Origin of the sequence: Phascolarctobacterium sp. ET69 (assembly GCF_023336935.1) — a bacterium.
In the GTDB taxonomy this organism is placed as follows: Bacteria; Bacillota; Negativicutes; order Acidaminococcales; family Acidaminococcaceae; genus Fusicatenibacter_A; species Fusicatenibacter_A intestinipullorum.
Genome location: NZ_JAMBLR010000001.1, coordinates 217,341 through 237,521, shown reverse-complemented (window position 1 = coordinate 237,521; position 20,181 = coordinate 217,341). Strand labels below are relative to the sequence as shown.

The following is a 20,181-nucleotide window of genomic DNA, read 5'->3' as shown; positions in this document are numbered from 1 at the left end:
TTACAAAAATTTGCAGCTTTATTATTATAACCAGCAAAAATAATATCTTCAAGTAAATTTTTATGGTATAATATTGAACCGAAATTGCGGATACCGGAGGTTTATTGGAGGAACAGCTTCTGGAACACATTAAATTACAACGCCCGCCGCTTGTTTTATGTTTAACGGCAGGCACAATGCTGATTTTAAGCGCTTTGCAGTTTACGCTTGCAGGCACTGCGCAAAAACATGCGCCGGTAAACAGCCATGCAGTTTATACCCCCATTCAACTGCCGCCGGCTGCAAAAAGCATCAAACCGCAGCGCAACCCATTTCTGGCTCCGGCCGCGCCGGATATTAAACACCAAACTGCCGCTTTAACCCCCGTTTTAAAAGGAACAGTGCAAAACGGCAGCACCATCATGGCGATTATAGAATTTGCAGGGCAAAGCAATTACTATCAGCCGGGCAGCAAAATTAATGGTTTTATAGTACGCAGTATCACCCCAAACAGCGTACTGCTCAAAAAAGATTCCCAAACGCTTATGTTAAAAGCAGGAGGAACAGCCCATGACTAAAGTTTTTACTGCTCTTTTAACTGCTTTGTTACTTGCGGCTTCGCCTTTGGCTTATGCAAACGGTATTACGCTTAACGTGCGCGACGGCCAGGTACGTGATGTGCTCGCTTCCATTGCAGCACTTTCCGGCAAAAGCATTGTTGCCGACAGTTCCGTACAAGGTACGGTTACGCTTAACCTTAAAGACGTGCCTTTTGAAACCGCACTGCGTATAATTACTGCTGCCAAAGGCTTAAGTTACCGCCTTACCGGCGATGTTATACTGGTTAGCTCTGCCGCAGGTATGGAAAAATTTAACGATACGGCCAGTATTATTAAACTTAACTATGCCAAAGCGGAAGAACTTAAAACAGCACTGGCACCGCTTATTGGCACCAACAGCAAAATAAGCACCGATACTGTTACCAACAGCATTATTTTTACCGGCACCCCCACCGACGAAATGCGCCTGCGCAGTGCAGTTGCCGCACTTGATACTGCCACGCAGCAGGTAACGCTTGAAGCCAAAATAATTGCGGTAAACCGCGAAGACAGCGAGAACCTCGGCATCAGCTGGAACTGGGATAAAATACCACAAAACAGCAATTACTACGGCAATGATGACGATAACGATGATTCTGATAACGAAAATTTTGGCGGCGTAGTACATTTTGGTGCTAATTATGAATTCCGTTTTAACGCTGCTTTAAACGCCCTTTTTGCCAAAGGCAAAGCCAAAATCCTGGCAACACCGCGCATAATAACCATACCTGGGCGTGAAGCAAGTATATTTATAGGCGATCACATTCCTGTTACAACGGAAAAAATTGAAAATTCCGTTACAACCAACACCACTGATTACGTTGACGCCGGTATTAAACTGCAATACACGCCGATAGTAAGCAGCGACGGTATGATAACTTCGGTTGTACATACGGAAGTCAGTACCCCCACACTTATTTCCGAACTGAAAAATTACAAAATAACCAGCCGAAGTGCCACCACTACCGTAAGAATGCGCGACGGTGAAACTCTTGTAATAGGCGGTTTAATCAATGAAGAAGAACAAAAACGGCTGCAAAAAGTACCGTTCTTATCAAACATTCCGCTTTTAGGCGAACTGTTTAAAAACCGCACCACCAGCAAAACAAAAACCGAAGTTATTATGATTTTAACGCCGCATTTAACAAACCCCGGCGAATCACCGGCAATTTACAATAGCAAATTGCTGGAAAGCGGCAGTATTTTTGATGATAACAACTAAAAATGTTATAAAAAAAGAGCGGCTTGCCGCTCTTTTTATGCAAAACAGGCATTATACAAAAGTATAATGCCTGTTTTAACTTTTATTTTTCCAATATCAGCAAAGCCACTGTTTCAATATGCACCGTCATCGGAAACATATCCACCGGCTGTGCTTTTACTGCTTTATAGCCGTTTTCCGTTAAAAAAGCCATATCACGCGCTAATGAAGCCGGATTGCATGATACATAAACAATTTTTTCAGGTTTTACTCCGGCAATGGCTGCCAAAACCTTTTTATCACAACCTGCGCGCGGAGGGTCAAGCAGCACTGTATCCGGCTTTACGCCACTTTTTAACAACGCCGGCATTTCCACGGCAGCGTCGCCGCAAATAAACTCTGCATTTGCAATATTATTCGCTTTGGCGTTTTCGTTGGCGTCTTTAATGGCAGGCTCAACAATTTCTATTCCGTACACTTTGCGTGCCTTTTGCGCCAGATACAGCGAAATAGTACCTGTACCACAGTAACAGTCAATAACCGTTTCTTTGCCGCTCAGCGCAGCAAAATCCAGCGCCGTGGCGTAAAGCTTTTCGGTCTGCGCGCTGTTTACCTGAAAGAAAGACAACGGCGAAATATTAAATTTTAAATTGCCAAGCCTGTCTTTAATTGTACTTTTGCCATACAGAACACGGTTTTTAGCGCCCATAATTATGTTGGTACGCTTTTTGTTAATGTTCTGCACAATACTTTTTAAACCGTCCACTTCAGTTTTAAGCATTGTTACAAGCTCGCCTGCATGCGGAATATCATAGCAGGCTGTAACAATTACAGCCATAACTTCGCCGGTTTTAGCCCCTGCACGCCCCATAACATGGCGCACAACGCCTTTGCCGGTAGTTTCGTCATAAGCAGAAATATTAAACTGCTGCATCCATTGGCGCACAACCTGCATAATTTTGTTGTTAGCCTGCTTTTGGATAAGGCAGTCATCAATATTTATAACGTTATGGGTTAAAGTCGCATAGCAGCCAATTTGAATTTTTCCTTCTGTTTTAGCTGCCGGGAACTGCATTTTATTGCGGTAATGCCATGGATTTTCCATGCCCAGCACCGGCAGTACTTCGCAGCCGGTAATATGCCCAATGCGCTCAATGGCATCTTTAACCTGCTGCCTTTTAACGCTTAACTGCCATTCGTAGTTTAAATGCTGCAATTGGCAGCCTCCGCATTTTTCATAAAAAATACATTGCGGTTTAACGCGCTGCGGAGATTCTTCCCAAATGTTTAAAATTCTGCCGGAAGCATAGGATTTTTTTACCTGAAATAATTTTACGGATACTTTTTCTCCCGGCAGGGCGCCGTGTACAAAAACCGTAAATCCATCAGCCTTGCCCACGCCTTCGCCGCTGCTGCCAAGCCCTGTTATATTTACTTCAATTATGTCGTTTAATTTAAATGGTGGTTGTTGTTTAGTCATTTCTGCCCCTGATTTTTATTATAAACTGCCGTCCTGCATCCAATACAGCCTTACAGGCAGGTTGGAAGCACCCGGCGGCGACCAGATAAAGCTGTATGTTCCCGGTTCCAAAACTCCAAGCTTAAGCAAATCGTCATAACTGTCGCCTATTGCCACTTTATCCTGCGGCAAAGGCAGAATTTTTTCTTCACCGGCTTTTTTCAGCACTCCGTAACCGGCAAACAAACCGCCCAGCGGATTTAAATACATTGCCGCCGGTTTATTGCCGCTGATTGTAAAATTAACAGAATATACAATGCCGTAATTGCCGTAATTTACAGCATCTTTGCCTGTTGTGCCGTCCTTGCCGCGCGCAAAGCCCTGTTCTTCGGAGGCCAGTTCAAGCATATACACCTTGTTGTTATCAGTATTCAGCGGCGCAGATACAGTGTAATTCCAGTCCGCATCGTCAAAAGTACCCCTTAACGGATGCTCGTCCATAGGCTGAACAGGTGCGTATTCATTATATAAATCCAAATCTGTTTTTTCGTCGCACATAATAACGCTTACCTGCACCGGTCTATCGGTGTGCAAATCAATAGTGCCCACCAAAAGCTGCGCCGGTTCAAGCACATAGCCGCGGCCGGTTAAAAGCTCTGTGTTATTGCCAAAGCCAAGGTTTCCTTCCGTTTTATTATGAACGCCGGAAAAATATTTTTGCTGTGTTTCCTTGCCAACCTTTAAATAATGCCAGCCCGCATTGCCAATGCTGTTGTTGGCAACGCTGTATTTAACCGGGCGCATTTGTTCATTGCTGAGTATAACGGCGAGTTTTTTATTGGTTTCCATTGCATTTACATGATGAAAGAAAATCCTTACATCACCGCTTACGGTATCACGGTATAAAACGCCGTTTCTGTAAACCATTTCCGGGCTGTCAGAAAAAATCAGCGTTGAACCGGAAGTAGTTTTCTGCGCAGTTACTTCTGTATAAGTTTCAGGCAAACCGCGCCCTGTAATAAGTTCATCAGAAGCAAAAGCGTTTAAAGGCAAAAATGCCATACAACTAATTGCCAGAGTTTGAAAACATTTTTTTAGCCTCAAGATTAACCTCCAATAGATGTTTACTGTTTATTATAACACAAATACTGCAATTGTATTTTATTTTTACAGCTCAGAATTTAAAATAAATTGTTGCTGCCAAAACCGCTTTCGCATTAATAAAATAAGGTGTCAAAAACACCATCAATACTACCCGTATATGAATTGCACCCCAAAAGCTTAACTTTTGAGGTGCAGTTCGCTTAACCGGCGCTTTTAATTTATATTCTGTTTTTATACATTTTTTCGTAATACTTCTGGTATTCTCCGCTGATGATTTCCTGCCACCAGTCTTTATTATCTAAATACCACTCAATGGTTTTTGCTATGCCGTTCACAAACTTCGTTTGCGGCAGCCAGCCAAGTTCATTGTGTATTTTGGTCGGGTCGATGGCATAACGCCTGTCGTGACCAGGACGGTCTTTAACAAAAGTAATTAAATCTTCGCTTTTGCCAAGTGCCTTTAAAATAATCTTTACTACATCCAAATTACTCTTTTCGTTATGCCCGCCAACGTTGTAAACTTCACCCTCATGTCCCTCGCGGATGATTAAATCAATCGCACTGCAATGGTCTTCTACATATAACCAGTCGCGCACGTTAACACCATCTCCGTAAACAGGCAAAGCTTTGTCGTGCAGAGCATTGATAATCATTAAAGGAATTAATTTTTCCGGAAAGTGATATGGGCCATAGTTATTGCTGCAACGGGAAATCGTTACCGGCAAACCATACGTTCTGTGGTATGCCAAAACAAGTAAATCAGCACTTGCCTTAGATGCAGAATACGGGCTTGAGGTATGCAGCGGCGTTGTTTCCGTAAAGAACAAATCCGGCCTATCTAAAGGCAAATCGCCGTACACTTCATCCGTACTTACCTGATGATAACGCTTTATGCCGTACTTACGGCAGGCATCCATCAGCACGCCAGTACCAATAACGTTAGTCTTTAAAAACAACTCCGGCTCTAAAATACTGCGGTCAACATGGCTTTCTGCCGCAAAGTTTACTATAATGTCTGGCTTTTCTCTTTTAAACAAGCTACAAACAAAATCACGGTCAGCAATATCGCCGCGCACAAACTTAAAGTTTGGCTGCTCCATCACACCTTTTAAACTGCTTAAATTACCTGCATACGTCAGCTTATCCAAGCAAACAAATTCATCTTCCGGATGATGCTTAAGCTGATAATATATAAAATTGCTTCCAATAAACCCGGCTCCGCCGGTAATGATGAGTTTCATTATTTAAATCCTCATATTGTTCCACTATCAATGTTTATTATACTACCTGTTATCGACTTTGCTTCTTCACTTAATAAAAATACTACCATTGAAGCAACACTTTCTATGTCAGTAGCCATTTTCAATGAAGTACGTTGATAAATTTTTTGTCTTTGTTCATTCGTAAGTGATGAACTAATGGTAGTTTCCATAAATCCAGGAGCCACACAATTAGACCTTATGCCCTTAACCCCCCATTCTCTGGCTACATTTTTTGAAAATGCTTCAAGTGCCCCTTTAGTAGCTGCATACATACTTAATCCTTTATAACCTGTATGGGCTGAAACCGATGAAATGTGAACAATGCTACCCTTATTATTATGAAGAAGCATATCTCTTATAACATATTTAGTTAAAATCATAGGAGAATAGACATTAATACTAAACATTTTTTCAATTCTATTAACATTGGCATTTGTTATAATATCATCATATGCCATTGCTGAATTATTTACTAATCCAACAATTTCACCTAATGTTTTTATTTTATTTTTATACAATTCTCTTATTTCTAATGAATTTTCTAAATCAAAATTAATATGTACATAATTTTGATTATCTTTCATTAAATTCATTATATTTTCATTTAAGCTTCTGCTTATACCAATGACACCATACTTGCCATCATTTAATATATTTTTGACAATAGCAGAACCTAACCCACCGCTATCTCCTGTAACTATAATCCATTTCATTTTCTCACCTTCTTGCCACTTCTATTTCTTTCAATATTACTGACAAAATTAATTATCCGAGGAATTTTAAAATATTGCAGTTCACTTTTTAATGTGTCAAGTATCTTCTTTTTTAATTCAGTATCAGCATATTTTTCATCTTTTCTAATATTTGCAATTAAAATATTACCTAATACACTATTTGCCCTTCCTATAACCGCTACATCTAAAACTCCATTAATTTGCAAAATACAACTTTCTACTTCTTCCGGGTTAACTTTATATCCACCAACATTTATAAAATCACTATCCCTGCTTAATATTTTAAAAGTCCCATCCTCATTCATTGCTACAATATCATTAGTATCATACCAATCATCAATAATTTTGTTTTTTTCTAACAATGAACTATGTATCAATAAATGGTTTTCAGAAGATATTTTTATAAGACTTTTTAACTTTTCCGGTATTTTAAAAGAATCGTTTAGACCCGATAATAAGCTACCGACTTCGGTAGAAGCATAGATATTTCTGATTTTTGCATTAGGGAATTTATTTTTAGCCTTAATTATTAATGCATTGTCAAATTTCTCCCCACCAAATGTTGCATATTTTATATTTACATTTTCTTCATTATGCACAAATATAAAATTTCTATAAAATGTTGGAGTAGCAGAAATACAGGTACATTTATATTTTTTTAACAGCATATCAGCATTATCAAAATTTTTATTAAATAAATTGATAATAGGATTCTTATTCATCAATGCTTGTAAAAAAACTTGGACTCCTGCAAAATGCGTTATATTATAAGCAAATCCCCATATATCACTACTATGTTTCTCGGATATTTTTATATTACGCATAAGCAGAGATAATGGATGTATAAATTTTTTAGGTGCCCCAGTAGTACCTGATGTATAAATTGCTATCTGCACAGCATTGATATTATCTTTTATTTTCTCTATTACTTCATCAATACTTTTAATCTTTTTATCATTTTTTAAAAGTTCTTTTGATTTTAAATCTTCTTCAGTAACATTTAAAAGAGTCAGCTCTTTTGAACTAAAATCACCATCCAATAAAACTACATCATATCCATAATATAATGAAGCAACAAAATTAGTTACAACATCTTCTATATTAGAAGAATATATATACTTCTTAATTTCTTTCTTGGAATTCATTCTTGCAACTAAATCGTTATAACTTATTTTTATTTTATTTGCTTCATCTATGAAAAAATTCATAACTATTTCTCCAACTTAATAATAATTTCACCAACAGTTTTAACAATTCTATCTTCAAAAACATCAATATTATATTTATCTTCTATTTTCGCTGTTAATATTGCTAAATCAAAAGAATCTAAATTAAGATCATTGCGTAATAATAATGAATCATCTAAATCTTTAATTTTATCATCACCCTTCTCGCATTTTATTTCATTTATCATATTTAAAAGAGCAATTTTAATTTCTTCTTTTTTCATAACTATCACTTCTCCTTTTTAAAATCAAAATATTTTTTTATTTTATTTTTTACTAAATCATAATCTTTTAAAGTACGTATATATTCATTCTGTCTCTTACCGTTCACTACAAGTTCTTTGGGAAATTCAATAGAAGAATTATTTAGTTTAAATCCCCAATTTTTTGACCAAGAAATTGAATCTTTATTTTCGCAAAAGATATGCGCATACATAATTTTTATATTTAAATCATAATATAAATAATCATTGTACAATAAAGTGGCTTCTAAAAATTCTTTTCTCCCTCTGTACTTATATTCTCCAACTAATACTCGTCCAGATATGCATAATTGTTTATTTTTATCATAATCTGTCCATCCAATGGTTCCAAACGGTATATTATTTTTTTTATCAACCATAATGAACAAGCCCTGTGTCATATCATTAAGATATTTATTTTCATACCATTGCTTCTCTAAATCAATTGTTAATTTAAAAGGCTGGTTTAAAAATTTATTATTTTCTGGATTATTACGCCATTCAACTACTTTTTGAAAATATTTAGGAGAAATTTCTTCTAAACGTACATATTTACCTTCAAGTACAATATTTCTTGCCATAAAATTTTCCTTTCTACTTTTTATTTAATAAAATATAAATTTCTCTTTTATAAAATAGTGCGCAACATATTGCAAATATTATTGCCATCATTGTGCTTATCAACAAATAATTTATAAAATACACTCTCCATAAAAACATAAAGAAAAGCATTAATAATGATAAATATATAAAACGCCGTTCAATATCTACCAAACTCATTTTTCTTAAAACAATACCACATATTATTACTGAAACTGTGTAACCAATTAATGTTGCTATAGCTGCTCCTTCAATACCTAACACAGGTATTAAACACAAATTAAGTAATAAATTTAAAATAGCTCCAAATAACAAAATAAGCATTCCAGGCCATGTTTTTTTTATAACTAAGAACTGATTTCCTAATACCTGATAAAGCATTAAAAGTAATGGTCCTAAAAACAAATATGGCATTACTATGTAACCATTTACATAATCACCAGTAAAAAATATTTCAAAAAAACTTTTACTCCATGCGCAAGCAAACAATCCGCTTATAAAAGAAATTATTCCTAAATATTCAAAAACTAAAGAATTATTTTTCACCTGATTTTCTTCACGCATTGTTGAAAAAGCAAAATATTGCCATCCACCAGCAAAAGCTGTATAAATCAGTTGACTTGCACTAGCAATTTTAGCACCAACCGCATATAAACCAACAGCTTCATTATTTAATAATTTTGCAATTATAAGACGGTCACTTGAAGTAAAAATCCAATAAATTAAAAATGTCGGCAACAAAGGCAAAGCTATTCTTAATAAATTTTGTAAAATTTGAATATCAAATAATCTATACGAAAACCATTTTCTGTTTATTATATAAAAACTAATTTCAGTTATTAAAGCTGTAATAATTCCAGCTAAAGGTAAAGCTATTAAAAATTCACCTATTAATAACAAAGGAACTGAAATTGAATATGATAGTATAGATGATACCAAACCAATGCTTATAAATATTTTTCTTTTATTTTGTGCTCTGGTTGGTAAAGCAATAATACTATTCGTTGCTCCTACAAATATACTAATACACGTTAAATGCAAAAGAATTTTATATTCTTCACTTCCAAAAATCCATAACGTAACCTGTAAATCAAATAAATATAATATTAAAGAAATTATAGTACCTATACAAAAAACAAAAATTAACGCAGTTGAACAAATTTTCCTTTGATAAGTAAAATCATCTTTATCAAAAAATAACCTAAATACTGCATCATACATTCCCATAATTGCTATAGCAGTACCGAATTGAACTATTGTATTAGATAAATCATTTAAGCCAAAATACTTTGTATTTGGCATTAATCTTGTTATAATAGGCAACATTAAAAACGGTACTATTCTGTTTAATATGCCACCTAATCCATATACTAAAAAATTTTCAATAAAAAGTTTAAATTTGCTCATTATATTATTTATCTTGTAATAAAGTAAAATTTTCTGATAGAAAACTACATCTACAAATCTTTAATTTAAAAATAAAATTTTCAAATTTTTTGTAGAAAATATCAAATATAAAACACACTAAATATATACCAATACACGAAAACATCATATGTAATATCATTACGGCTAAATTACTGTTAACAAAATAAGAAATATTTAATTTATTAATAAAACTAAAATGAAGTAGAAAAACAGAAAATACACTTTTTGCTAAAAAATTTATTTTTTCATTTTGTAGTTTTATTTTGTTAAATATTAAAAATACTAAAATAGTTTCTAATACTATTAATGGATTACAGTATTCCCATGCCGTAGTAATATTTATTTGTGACCAAATATTTATCAATAAATTATTTAAAACAAAAGACACATATAAACGTTTATTATCTATACTACTAAAATCATATCTCTTTAAAAATGCACCAATACAATACATTAATAAAAAATTTATATAACTATACCCATATTGACTGCCATACATACCTATACTACTTAACCCCATTAATTTATGTCCAACAGCTTCTTCTATTAAATCTACAATAGTTGGCCATACCGAAAAAATTAAAAATATTATTAAAATAAAGCGTTTATTTTGTTTTAATGACAACATTGCCATTAATTTATTAATATATGGAGAAGTTATATACACTGCAATATATAATATTACAAAATAATTAGCCGGAATTAATGCTCGTAATATTGCTTTAATAGCGAATGTTTTCTCAAACAAAAAAAACATTCGCTAAGTATAAAAATAATTGTACTAATATAACCTGAACTATTAATTTTAATGGTTTCATTAATGAACGTTTCTCATTGTTCACCATAAAATACCCACTTATTAAAATAAAAAGATTTACAGCACAAATAGCTAAACTAATAATAAAGTGCATACAATAATAGTTTAAACTATCTGTATCCACATAAAGTAAACCCTTTCCAATTTCAATATTGCAGTAATGTAATAAAATTACGCCACAAATACATAATATACGTAATAATTCAATATTAGTTTCTCGTTTGTTATAAGTTAATGCCTGCATAGTTAATATTATAATTAATTAAATTTATTTATTACTTCAATAACATAGTTAATCTCTTCATCTGTCATACCATAATACATTGGTATACTTAAAACTGTTCTACTAATTTCCTCAGCAATTGGCAATTCGCCATGTTTAATTCCTAAATCTTTATAACATTCCTGTTCATGCATAGGTATAGGATAATGTTTCAGCGTCCCAATCCCATTATCATTTAAATATTTTTCTAATTCATCACGTTTATCACAACGGATAACAAAAACATGATAAATATGCTCAAATTCATCAGTAGATTTTAGAGGAAGTTTTATTAAAGGATTTTTATACCCTCAAAATACTTTTTAGCTGTTGCACGCCTGTCTTCATTCCATCTATCCAGATTAGGTAATTTTACTCTTAAAAATGCTGCCTGAATTTCATCTAATCTGCTGTTAACTCCTTTATAAATATGATGATATTTATAATCAGAGCCATAATTTCCTAAAGCTCTGACTTTATCAGCCAATGCTTTATCATTAGTAGTCACACAACCGCCGTCTCCAAGCGCTCCTAAATTTTTACCGGGATAAAAACTAAATCCGGCAGCGTCACCTAAAGAACCAGCTTTTTTACCTTTGTATTTTGCTCCATGAGCTTGTGCTGCGTCTTCTATAACTTTTAAATTATGCTTTTTAGCGATAACATTAATTGCTTCCATATTCGCAGTCCGCCCTTGCAAATGTACCGTTATAATTGCTTTGGTGTTAGATGTTATTTTTTCTTCTATTCTACTTGGATTTATATTAAACGTTTCTATTTCAGGTTCTACAAATATAGGTTTTGCTCCAGTATATGAAACTGCTAATGCAGTAGCAATGTAAGTATTTGACGGTACTATAACTTCATCACCATTACCTATATTCATAGCTTTTAAGATTAAAAATAGTGCATCTAATCCAGTCGCTACACCAACGCAATACTTTACTCCACAGTATTCAGCAAATTCTTCTTCAAATTTTCTACATTCATCCCCCTGTATAAAATAACTTTTATCCAAAACGCGGTTATATGCAGAATCTAATTCCTGTCTAATTTCATTATGCATTGGCAAAAAAGTTGCAAATAGTACTTTCATTGTTATTCTCCTTTATTTACCTTAAGAAAATTTAAAAAGTCATCATAGTTTCTTATATAATCATTTTCGTCATATAACTCGGACGCCAAAACCATTAAAACAGCATCAGTAGAAAAATCATACATTTCACGCCACATATTATTAGCTACATACAGTCCTTCATAAGGCTTTTCTAAAGGTATAATTTTCTTTTCTTGTCCATTATCTAAAAGTATTTTGCAGCTTCCATGTATGCAAACTAAAATTTGTTCTAAAGATTTATGTGCATGATGACCACGCACTACGCCTTTAGCGGTATCATACATATAATAAACACGCTTAATTTTAAAAGGTATATCTTTAAACTCCTCTAATGCCACAAGTTGCCCTCGTTCATCACCATGTGGCTGAAAAACATATTTAATTACCTGCATTAATACTCACTTCCCATTTTTAAGTAATTTTCTAAAATTTTTTTATTAATTGGATGTTGCAAACCTATGGATTTTGGCATTAGCCTTATCTTTAAAATTGTAAATAAAATCATTGGATGATTTAACACCATACATATAGTTTTTGACAACTTTTTATTCATTTTACTCGTATGATAAAAAGCGCTAATAATATTATCTTTAATGTATGAATTATACAATTTCTCATAACAATTATTAAAATCTTGTTCTAATAACTTACTCCATTTTTCACTTTTGCTCGTAGATACACCGGTTCCATATTCATACCAAACTATATGTTTTTTTAAATGATGAATTCTTATATTATCCGCCAAAATAAACGCAGTTGAAGTGTTATCTTCAACATACCTACAATAATCTTTTATTTTGCCAATATATTTAATAGCAAGTTCTCTATTTCTAAAAAAAGAAACACCCAAAATATAATTTCCCCATAAAAATCCTATTTTTTGCGTATTAAATGGAATATCATCATCATAAATTGCACTTTTTAAAGGCGCATTATTAACTTCTTCATATATTTTTAAATGATTATTAAAATTAGAATAATATACAGCATCTCCAAAACAAACTTTGACTTTATTTTTCTCCGCAAAATCAAATATAGAAAATAAACTATTTTCATCATATATCATGTCGCCTGGTGAAATACCAAATACATATTTTCCTTTGCTTATAATTAAAGCATTATAAAAATTATTAACTGTACCAATATTAATCTCATTTTTTATAAGTTTATAATTTTTAAAATTATTTCTTTCAAAAAATACTATAACTTCTTTAAAATAATCCTTTTGAGATCCATCGTCGGTAACTATTATTTCAAACTTAATACCTTTTTGTATTATTATTGATAACAATGTACTCATTAACTTATTTAAATCCGGATTATATGTCGCGACAATAATTGATACATCATATTTATTTTTCATGTAAATTACCTATTTAAAAATTGTCTCAATGCGTCATTCCATAATTTTAAATATTTAAAATTATTTATTTGCAAACTTTTCTTACTCAACCTACTATTCATCGGTCTTTGGGCTCTTGTTGGATATTCAGCAGTCGTTATATGGTTCACTTTAACATCCATACCAACAATTTTAAAAATTTCTTCGGCAAATTCTGCCCATGTACATACACCTTTGTTTGTTGCATAATAAATGCCGTATTTATCTGTTTGTATCATCTCCACCAATAACGGCGCTAAATCTGCTGTATATGTTGGGCTGCCATATTGGTCGGCAACTACATTTATTTCTTTACGTTCTTTGCCTAAACGCAGCATTGTTTTTACAAAATTATTGCCATGCTCACCAAATACCCAGGATATACGCACAATAAAATATTTATCTAATATTTTTTGTACTGCCTGCTCTCCAAGCAGTTTTGTTTTACCGTAAACATTTATCGGGTTCGGTTTATCATCGACTTCATAAAAACCGTTTTTTGTTCCGTCAAAAACATAGTCCGTACTGATATAAAGCATTTTGGCATTTATTTTTTTGCAAATTCCAGCAATATTTTCTGTTGCAGAAGCATTAACTAAATAGCATAATCCTTGTTCGTCTTCTGCTTTATCAACAGAGGTATATGCTGCACAATGAATCACAACGTCCGGCTTATAATTTGTAATAAATTTTTCCGTAGCTTCAAAATCAACAATATCAAAATCTTTACGCACTGCACCGTAACATTCTATATTTTGTTTTTGCAATTCTTTTACAACATCGTAGCCAAGCTGACCATTAGCACCAGTTACTAAAACTTTCACTATCAAATCACCTATATAATAAACTTGAGCTAGAGCAACGGCCTTCTAAACCGTGGGTCTATTTACTGCTAAAACAATTCTCTACAATCTTTCAAAAATGGATTCTTTTTATCTTTTTCAGATAAAATCGGATTTTCTATACCCCACTCTACACCTATGTCCGGGTCGTTCCAGCGTATTCCGGCATCAGCTTCCGGTGCATAATAGTTATCCGCTTTGTACAAAAATTCTACATCGTCAGTTAATGTTACAAATCCATGCCCAAAACCACGCGGAATCAAAAGTTGCTTTTTATTTTCTTCACTAAGTTCTACACCAACCCATTGTTTAAATGTTGGGCTGTTTTTACGCAAATCTACCGCAACATCAAGCACAGCTCCTTTTACGCAGCGTACCAGTTTTGCCTGTGCTTTATCGCCTTTTTGAAAGTGAATACCACGCAACGTACCTTTTACCGTGCTTTTAGAATGATTATCCTGCACAAAATCATAATCTAAACCTGCTTCAGCCATTTTCTTTTTGTTCCAGCTTTCCATAAAAAAGCCGCGGTTGTCGCCAAATACTTCAGGTTCTATTATTACCACACCTTCAAGTTTTGTTTTAGCTATTTTCATTTTATGTTACCTTCTTAATATTTTATTTTGCCTTCTGCTACCTTTTTTAAGTATTGTCCATAAGGAGCTTTTCCATATTTTTCAGCGCTTTCTAAAAGCTGCTCTTTTGTTATCCAGCCGTTGTTGTAGGCAATTTCTTCAAGCACAGCAATGGGTATACCGGTTCTTGTTTCAACAGCTTTTACAAATTCTGCCGCTTCATTTAAGCTATCAACCGTGCCAGTATCAAGCCAGGCATAACCGCGACCCAAGGTAATTACGTTTAACTTGTCGTTTTGCAGATAAATTTTGTTTAAATCAGTAATTTCCAATTCGCCGCGGGCGGATGGCTTAAGTGTTTTGGCATATTTGCAAACATTGTTATCGTAAAAATACAAGCCGGTTACTGCATAGTTACTTTTAGGCTGCGCAGGTTTTTCTTCGATAGATACTGCTTTACCGTCAGCATCAAATTCAACAACGCCAAATCGCTCCGGGTCATCTACATAATAACCAAATACCGTTGCACCGGTTTTATTAGCAGCTGCTTGTTTTAAATGTTTGCTTAAACCTGCACCGTAAAAAATATTATCACCTAAAATTAAAGCACAGCTATCATTGCCTACAAATTCTTCGCCCAAAATAAAGGCTTGTGCCAAACCATCTGGTGAAGGCTGTACTTTATAACTTAATTTAAGCCCGTATCTCTCGCCTGTACCTAACAATTTTTCAAAATTTGGTAAATCATGCGGCGTAGAAATTATTAAAATCTCCCTAATACCTGCAAGCATAAGCGTAGATAACGGATAGTAAATCATCGGTTTGTTATATATTGGTAATAATTGTTTACTTGTAACCATAGTAAGCGGATAAAGACGTGTGCCGCTGCCACCTGCTAAAATTATACCTTTCATTTCAATCCTCCCACTAATAAAAAAATTTATAAAGTATTTTTCTCGCAAAAATACCATAATACATAAAAATCTTAAGAATAAAGATTTGTAATTTTGTTGAACTTAAATAATTTTTGTGAAAATATAATTTTGATTTATATAATAATTTCAATTGATTTATTTTAGTTATAGATTTATTAATTGATTCAGAATGCATATGTTTAAAACTAATATTTTTGCATATAGCAAGCCTATAACCAAATTCCTTAAGCTTCATACTAATAATACTTTCTTCACAATATAAAAATACTTTATCATCAAATCCTTTAATCTTAATAAAAGCACTGCTATCAATAGCAAATAAAGAACCAGGTAAAAAATCAACATAAATTAATTCGTTTTTTACAGAAGTATAGTCAAACGTATAATTTTTAAAAAAGTGTTTTAAAAAAATTGTGCAATCCATTACATCTTCATAAAAGTTATTAATTTTTCCATTCCAAATACTTTTATGACCGTTTGGCAATAACATGATTCCACTAATAGCTTGCAGTATTTTCTTATCAATATAATCTGAACATTTTATAATAAATTGTTCACTAAATTCAACATCAGGATTAGCTATAAACAAAATATCAATATTATATTTATTTACTAGATAAAACGCTCCAAAATTATTACCATAAGAATAACCACCATTTTTATCAGTCTGAATGACATCAATTTTATCAGTTTTATTTTTAGATAATTTATAATATGAATCGTCTGGCGATAAATTATCAACAATGACAATTTTATCTATAACATTGTAATTTTTTATTATATTAGACAATTTTATTGTTGTATTTGCATCTTTATAATTTAAAATTACAACGCCAATTAATTTATTCTTATACATTGAATATTACTCTTTCTTTTTATAATTTTTACTGTAAAATCAATTCAAACAATTCTTTCCAATTATTTGCAAAAGGTATTTCATAATTAATACTTTTAGAATACCCTTTTACTGTATTTGTATTAATAACCTCAAACATTTTCTTACTTAGTTCTTCAAAATCATCTTGTTCTACAAAACAAACTTTATCATAATTTCCTATTGTTTCATGTGCATAAGCTAAATCTGCTAAAATTATAGGTTTATTAGTTTGCTTAAATTCTAGAATTGGCATACCAAATGTTTCTAATTTTGACATAAATATTAGACATTTTGCTTTCGCATATATTTCATATAGATTTTCTCGTGTTAATAAACCACAAAAAACTATATTTTCACAATTTCCATATTTTTCTACTAATTCTTTTGCATATATATTTTCACTTCCATCAATAGTTATATATACTTTAAATTTTTCATTACTTGTTTTTGAAAGTAATTCAGCAGCTTTACAAACAACTTGAAAATTTTTAAAATACCTTGGATAAGATGGATATATAAATATATTTTCATTCGTCTTTTTATTAGTTATTTTATCAATATTAGGTATTGATGGTCTCGCCACAATAATATTTTCTATTTTATATGTACTTTTAAAAGCTTTACGAATCCATTCTTGCTGGACAATTACAGCTGTATTACGTTTTATATTTATTGCATATAAATATTTATAAAATTTGGAAAACAAATAATATTTATAGCCATATTTTATTTCAGTAAATTTCATATCACTAAACTGACTAGAATTATGACAATAAACATATTGTTTACATGGTTTTATGTTAGGTGTCATATCATGCATTGAAATCCATATTTCAGGATTTAATTTATAAGATAATTTTTTGAAATAAAAATATTCATAATATAATCTTTTAAACCAACTTTTTTTAGAATCTGGAAATTCAATAATTTTTAAATAACTTTCATAATTATCAAACAACTTTTTCTTACCAACTAAAGCAATTATGTTGTATTTATCTGTATATCCGTACTCTATCAATGACTTAATACAATCTTGATATACAGATAGGGTACCTCCATCAACTAAATTTATTCCTGACAAAACAAGTGTTTTTTTCATAAAAATCTCATTTCTTTTAAAATCTATATCCCAAATATTTAACTGCATTATGCAAAAATGCTATTGGCAAATAATAAAACTTACCATTTTTAACAAGATATTTGGCTTCATTAACTACAAATTTGAATCCTTCACTTTCTGCTTTACCAAAAGTTTCTAAAAGCCATTTTTCTTGCCTGTGAAATTTGCCAATTTCTCTATTACGAACATATTCCTGATATAAACTATAATCATGTGAATGATATACTTTAGCATCAGCACAGTAAGCTGTTTTATAACCATTCATCAATAATTTAGCAGCAACATAAGTATCTTCGCCAAAATTTACATCAGGAAAGCCACCTATTTTATTTAATAGCGTTTTTTTATAAGCGCTAAAAGAATCTGATAAAAAAGCTGTTTTTATTCCTTTCTCTTTTTTATCATAAAAATTATTGATTTTAGATATTGGCGGATAATTATATAAACGTGCAAATCTACCTAAAATACCGGTATTTTCATAAGGCATTTGTCTGCCATAAACTGCGGCAATTTTTTCATCACTTATTAAACACTGAACTAATTTTTCAACGGAAAATTCATCATACAATAAAGCATCTTGCGTTAAAAATACTGCTATTTCAGTATTGATTTTCTCTAATGCATATTGACGTGTTTTACCGTGCCCGAATTCTGATTTTGGTATAATTTCTACTGTAAAATTATATTTATCAGCTATACTTACGGTTTCATCCATTGAACTGCTGTCAATTACTAATACCTGCCTAATATTTGCTGTTTGCTTTTTTATCATTAAAGCAAGTTTTTCAAATTCTTTTCCAGCATTATAAGTAGGTATTATTATACTTATAGGTATATTCATCAATACGCACCTTTTCTTAGTAATACTACTTTAAATGTTTTAAACAGTAGCATTAAATCTAGCCACACACTCCAGTTTCTTGTGTACCAACTGTCTAAAAGTACACGCTCTGCGTAATCGATATCGCTCCTGCCGCTTACCTGCCACATGCCGGTTATGCCTGGTTTTACCATCAGGTAGTCGTCGATGTATTCTCCGTACCTTTGCATTTCATCCCTTATTATCGGGCGCGGACCTACAAGGCTCATTTCGCCTTTCAGTACGTTGAATATCTGCGGCAGTTCGTCCAGGCTTGTTTTACGTAAAAACGCTCCGCTTTTTGTTATGCGCGGGTCGTTTTTTAGCTTAAAGTCTTTTTCCCATTCTGCTCTGGCTTCGGCGTCATTTTTTAAAAGCTGCTCCAGCTTTTCTTTGGCGTCTACGCACATGCTGCGGAATTTATAGCAGTTAAATTCTTTGCCGTTTTTGCCTATACGCCTGTGCTTGAAGATTACCGGCCCAGGTGAGTCTTTATATATCCATAAGGCTATTACTATAAGTATCGGACTGATAACGATTGTGCCGGTTATGGTAAGCACGTAGTCAAAGATTGTTTTTATCCATCTATTAACCGGGCGTGCAAGATTATTTTTTAAGCGCAAAAGCATTAGTTTTTCATTAAATAGGCTTTCTGCTTCTATGCCGCCCATTGGTACACCTACAAGGTTTGGTATTACGCCCATACTTTTTACTAAAGGCTGCACTTTATAGATTAACTTTGTAAGTTTACCTTGTTCTAACCCCGGTGCTGCTATAAACACATGGTTAATATTGTATTTTGTTATTACTTGTTCTGCATCACTGAATTTACCAAGTACAGGGTAGTTTTCTAATATTCCTTTTTCTACTTTGTCGTCTTCAAGTAAACCGATTATTTTATAGCCCATACCGGCATCGTTTTTAATGCCTTGTACAAGTAGTTCTGCTGTTTTGCCTGCGCCGATGATGAGTACAGGTATTTGTAATAGCTGATATTTTTCAAGTATCTTTTTAACGATATAACGAAATACTACAAGCAGTATAAAGCTCAATATCCAGAAAACTGCAATAAACATTCTTGAAGTTGAACCTGCAATACGCGCTATATAGAGTAATATGATAATGCTTGTAACAGCGTAGCAGCTGGTAATAAAGAGCTTTTGAATTATCTGCCAGAACTGAGCTCGGCGGTTATAGAGCTGTTCAATATTTAAGAAGATTAAATAAAGCAACGGAAATACTACCCAAAAGTTGAGCCAGGAGATATGCAGGCTGTGATTACCGGTATAGAAGTTACGAAAGTTAAAGGCAAGTTCTTCTGCACATACTATAGCAATGTAATCAACACATATTAATACAAACGGTAGAATAATATTGGTATACTTATTTATTTTTTGCAGATTTTCTGCCACGTTTTCTCACCCTGAGTTTAATTTTTATTTAAAACTTATCTATAACTTTATTTTGCAATCAATTATTATGTATTATATCACTTTTAAAATAAAATCTCTACTCTTGCCTTTTAACTTAACTCTGTTTTTACGAAAAAAAGACTGTCTGCA

General features: G+C 32.7%; 20 protein-coding genes and 1 pseudogene. 2 read left to right on the top strand and 19 right to left on the bottom strand.

All coding sequences use genetic code 11. The annotated features are described in order from the left end of the window. Nucleotides 1-104 precede the first annotated feature (104 nt). Both M3079_RS01165 and M3079_RS01160 read left to right on the top strand, forming a co-directional pair. Nucleotides 105-557: a hypothetical protein gene (locus tag M3079_RS01165; RefSeq protein ID WP_249076709.1), complete on the top strand. Its 453-nt coding sequence runs from the start codon at nucleotides 105-107 to the stop codon at nucleotides 555-557. Next, on the top strand, nucleotides 550-1,800 hold the full coding sequence (locus tag M3079_RS01160) for a secretin N-terminal domain-containing protein (RefSeq protein WP_249076708.1): 1,251 nt from the start codon (nucleotides 550-552) through the stop codon (nucleotides 1,798-1,800). Before M3079_RS01165 ends, M3079_RS01160 begins: the two co-directional genes overlap by 8 nt. Before the next feature lie 82 nt (nucleotides 1,801-1,882). Here M3079_RS01160 and rlmD read toward each other — a convergent pair whose 3' ends face one another. The 19 genes and pseudogenes from rlmD to wbaP all read right to left on the bottom strand — a co-directional run bounded on the left by rlmD (nucleotide 1,883) and on the right by wbaP (nucleotide 19,971). Next, nucleotides 1,883-3,259, bottom strand: coding sequence for a 23S rRNA (uracil(1939)-C(5))-methyltransferase RlmD (gene rlmD / locus M3079_RS01155; RefSeq protein WP_249076707.1), 1,377 nt, complete (start codon nucleotides 3,257-3,259; stop codon nucleotides 1,883-1,885). An 18-nt stretch (nucleotides 3,260-3,277) separates the two neighbouring features. After that, nucleotides 3,278-4,300 carry a copper amine oxidase gene (locus M3079_RS01150; RefSeq protein WP_249076706.1) on the bottom strand — a complete coding sequence of 341 codons (1,023 nt, stop codon included), beginning with the start codon at nucleotides 4,298-4,300 and terminating at the stop codon, nucleotides 3,278-3,280. Between the two features lie 260 nt (nucleotides 4,301-4,560). After that, entirely contained in the window at nucleotides 4,561-5,583 is a 1,023-nt protein-coding gene (gene rfbB / locus M3079_RS01145) for a dTDP-glucose 4,6-dehydratase (protein WP_283162393.1), read from the bottom strand. Nucleotides 5,584-5,594: 11 nt separating this feature from the next. Beyond that, nucleotides 5,595-6,317: an SDR family oxidoreductase gene (locus M3079_RS01140; RefSeq protein WP_249076705.1), complete on the bottom strand. Its 723-nt coding sequence runs from the start codon at nucleotides 6,315-6,317 to the stop codon at nucleotides 5,595-5,597. Then, nucleotides 6,314-7,546 (bottom strand): fatty acid--CoA ligase family protein, encoded by a 1,233-nt coding sequence (locus M3079_RS01135; protein ID WP_249076704.1) that lies wholly within the window; start codon nucleotides 7,544-7,546, stop codon nucleotides 6,314-6,316. Before M3079_RS01135 ends, M3079_RS01140 begins: the two co-directional genes overlap by 4 nt. Before the next feature lie 2 nt (nucleotides 7,547-7,548). Beyond that, nucleotides 7,549-7,788 carry a hypothetical protein gene (locus M3079_RS01130; RefSeq protein ID WP_249076703.1) on the bottom strand — a complete coding sequence of 80 codons (240 nt, stop codon included), beginning with the start codon at nucleotides 7,786-7,788 and terminating at the stop codon, nucleotides 7,549-7,551. A 5-nt stretch (nucleotides 7,789-7,793) separates the two neighbouring features. Further along, nucleotides 7,794-8,387, bottom strand: coding sequence for a GNAT family N-acetyltransferase (locus M3079_RS01125; protein WP_249076701.1), 594 nt, complete (start codon nucleotides 8,385-8,387; stop codon nucleotides 7,794-7,796). 13 nt (nucleotides 8,388-8,400) lie between these two features. Next, complete coding sequence (locus M3079_RS01120) at nucleotides 8,401-9,813, bottom strand: polysaccharide biosynthesis C-terminal domain-containing protein (RefSeq protein ID WP_249076699.1); 1,413 nt, start codon at nucleotides 9,811-9,813, stop codon at nucleotides 8,401-8,403. A 4-nt stretch (nucleotides 9,814-9,817) separates the two neighbouring features. After that, entirely contained in the window at nucleotides 9,818-10,582 is a 765-nt protein-coding gene (locus M3079_RS01115) for a hypothetical protein (RefSeq protein ID WP_249076698.1), read from the bottom strand. 327 nt (nucleotides 10,583-10,909) lie between these two features. After that, nucleotides 10,910-12,009: pseudogene (locus tag M3079_RS01110) on the bottom strand (DegT/DnrJ/EryC1/StrS family aminotransferase). A gap of 2 nt (nucleotides 12,010-12,011) precedes the next feature. Next, nucleotides 12,012-12,422 carry an FdtA/QdtA family cupin domain-containing protein gene (locus M3079_RS01105; RefSeq protein ID WP_249076697.1) on the bottom strand — a complete coding sequence of 137 codons (411 nt, stop codon included), beginning with the start codon at nucleotides 12,420-12,422 and terminating at the stop codon, nucleotides 12,012-12,014. Then, nucleotides 12,422-13,393 carry a glycosyltransferase gene (locus M3079_RS01100; RefSeq protein ID WP_249076696.1) on the bottom strand — a complete coding sequence of 324 codons (972 nt, stop codon included), beginning with the start codon at nucleotides 13,391-13,393 and terminating at the stop codon, nucleotides 12,422-12,424. The genes M3079_RS01105 and M3079_RS01100 overlap by 1 nt, the downstream gene beginning before the upstream one ends. 5 nt (nucleotides 13,394-13,398) lie before the next feature. Further along, nucleotides 13,399-14,235: a dTDP-4-dehydrorhamnose reductase gene (gene rfbD / locus M3079_RS01095; protein WP_249076694.1), complete on the bottom strand. Its 837-nt coding sequence runs from the start codon at nucleotides 14,233-14,235 to the stop codon at nucleotides 13,399-13,401. 68 nt (nucleotides 14,236-14,303) lie between these two features. Then, nucleotides 14,304-14,849, bottom strand: coding sequence for a dTDP-4-dehydrorhamnose 3,5-epimerase (gene rfbC / locus M3079_RS01090; RefSeq protein WP_249076693.1), 546 nt, complete (start codon nucleotides 14,847-14,849; stop codon nucleotides 14,304-14,306). Between the two features lie 14 nt (nucleotides 14,850-14,863). Beyond that, nucleotides 14,864-15,742, bottom strand: a complete 879-nt coding sequence (gene rfbA, locus M3079_RS01085) for a glucose-1-phosphate thymidylyltransferase RfbA (RefSeq protein WP_249076692.1) — start codon at nucleotides 15,740-15,742, stop codon at nucleotides 14,864-14,866. Between the two features lie 13 nt (nucleotides 15,743-15,755). Continuing rightward, complete coding sequence (locus tag M3079_RS01080; RefSeq protein ID WP_249076691.1) at nucleotides 15,756-16,619, bottom strand: glycosyltransferase family 2 protein; 864 nt, start codon at nucleotides 16,617-16,619, stop codon at nucleotides 15,756-15,758. Between the two features lie 28 nt (nucleotides 16,620-16,647). Next, nucleotides 16,648-17,739, bottom strand: coding sequence for a glycosyltransferase (locus M3079_RS01075; RefSeq protein WP_249076690.1), 1,092 nt, complete (start codon nucleotides 17,737-17,739; stop codon nucleotides 16,648-16,650). Between the two features lie 16 nt (nucleotides 17,740-17,755). Further along, nucleotides 17,756-18,601, bottom strand: a complete 846-nt coding sequence (locus M3079_RS01070) for a glycosyltransferase family 2 protein (RefSeq protein ID WP_249076689.1) — start codon at nucleotides 18,599-18,601, stop codon at nucleotides 17,756-17,758. Next, nucleotides 18,601-19,971: an undecaprenyl-phosphate galactose phosphotransferase WbaP gene (wbaP, locus tag M3079_RS01065; RefSeq protein ID WP_349293321.1), complete on the bottom strand. Its 1,371-nt coding sequence runs from the start codon at nucleotides 19,969-19,971 to the stop codon at nucleotides 18,601-18,603. The genes M3079_RS01070 and wbaP overlap by 1 nt, the downstream gene beginning before the upstream one ends. Nucleotides 19,972-20,181: the final 210 nt, after the last annotated feature.

Coding starts and splice junctions, on each gene's coding strand:
- M3079_RS01160 (WP_249076708.1), top strand. CDS start 550: ATGACTAAAGTTTTTACTGCTCTTTTAACTGCTTTGTTACTTGCGGCT.
- rlmD (WP_249076707.1), bottom strand. CDS start 3,259: ATGACTAAACAACAACCACCATTTAAATTAAACGACATAATTGAAGTA.
- M3079_RS01150 (WP_249076706.1), bottom strand. CDS start 4,300: ATGGCATTTTTGCCTTTAAACGCTTTTGCTTCTGATGAACTTATTACA.
- rfbB (WP_283162393.1), bottom strand. CDS start 5,583: ATGAAACTCATCATTACCGGCGGAGCCGGGTTTATTGGAAGCAATTTT.
- M3079_RS01140 (WP_249076705.1), bottom strand. CDS start 6,317: ATGAAATGGATTATAGTTACAGGAGATAGCGGTGGGTTAGGTTCTGCT.
- M3079_RS01135 (WP_249076704.1), bottom strand. CDS start 7,546: ATGAATTTTTTCATAGATGAAGCAAATAAAATAAAAATAAGTTATAAC.
- M3079_RS01130 (WP_249076703.1), bottom strand. CDS start 7,788: ATGAAAAAAGAAGAAATTAAAATTGCTCTTTTAAATATGATAAATGAA.
- M3079_RS01125 (WP_249076701.1), bottom strand. CDS start 8,387: ATGGCAAGAAATATTGTACTTGAAGGTAAATATGTACGTTTAGAAGAA.
- M3079_RS01120 (WP_249076699.1), bottom strand. CDS start 9,813: ATGAGCAAATTTAAACTTTTTATTGAAAATTTTTTAGTATATGGATTA.
- M3079_RS01105 (WP_249076697.1), bottom strand. CDS start 12,422: ATGCAGGTAATTAAATATGTTTTTCAGCCACATGGTGATGAACGAGGG.
- M3079_RS01100 (WP_249076696.1), bottom strand. CDS start 13,393: ATGAAAAATAAATATGATGTATCAATTATTGTCGCGACATATAATCCG.
- rfbC (WP_249076693.1), bottom strand. CDS start 14,849: ATGAAAATAGCTAAAACAAAACTTGAAGGTGTGGTAATAATAGAACCT.
- rfbA (WP_249076692.1), bottom strand. CDS start 15,742: ATGAAAGGTATAATTTTAGCAGGTGGCAGCGGCACACGTCTTTATCCG.
- M3079_RS01080 (WP_249076691.1), bottom strand. CDS start 16,619: ATGTATAAGAATAAATTAATTGGCGTTGTAATTTTAAATTATAAAGAT.
- M3079_RS01075 (WP_249076690.1), bottom strand. CDS start 17,739: ATGAAAAAAACACTTGTTTTGTCAGGAATAAATTTAGTTGATGGAGGT.
- M3079_RS01070 (WP_249076689.1), bottom strand. CDS start 18,601: ATGAATATACCTATAAGTATAATAATACCTACTTATAATGCTGGAAAA.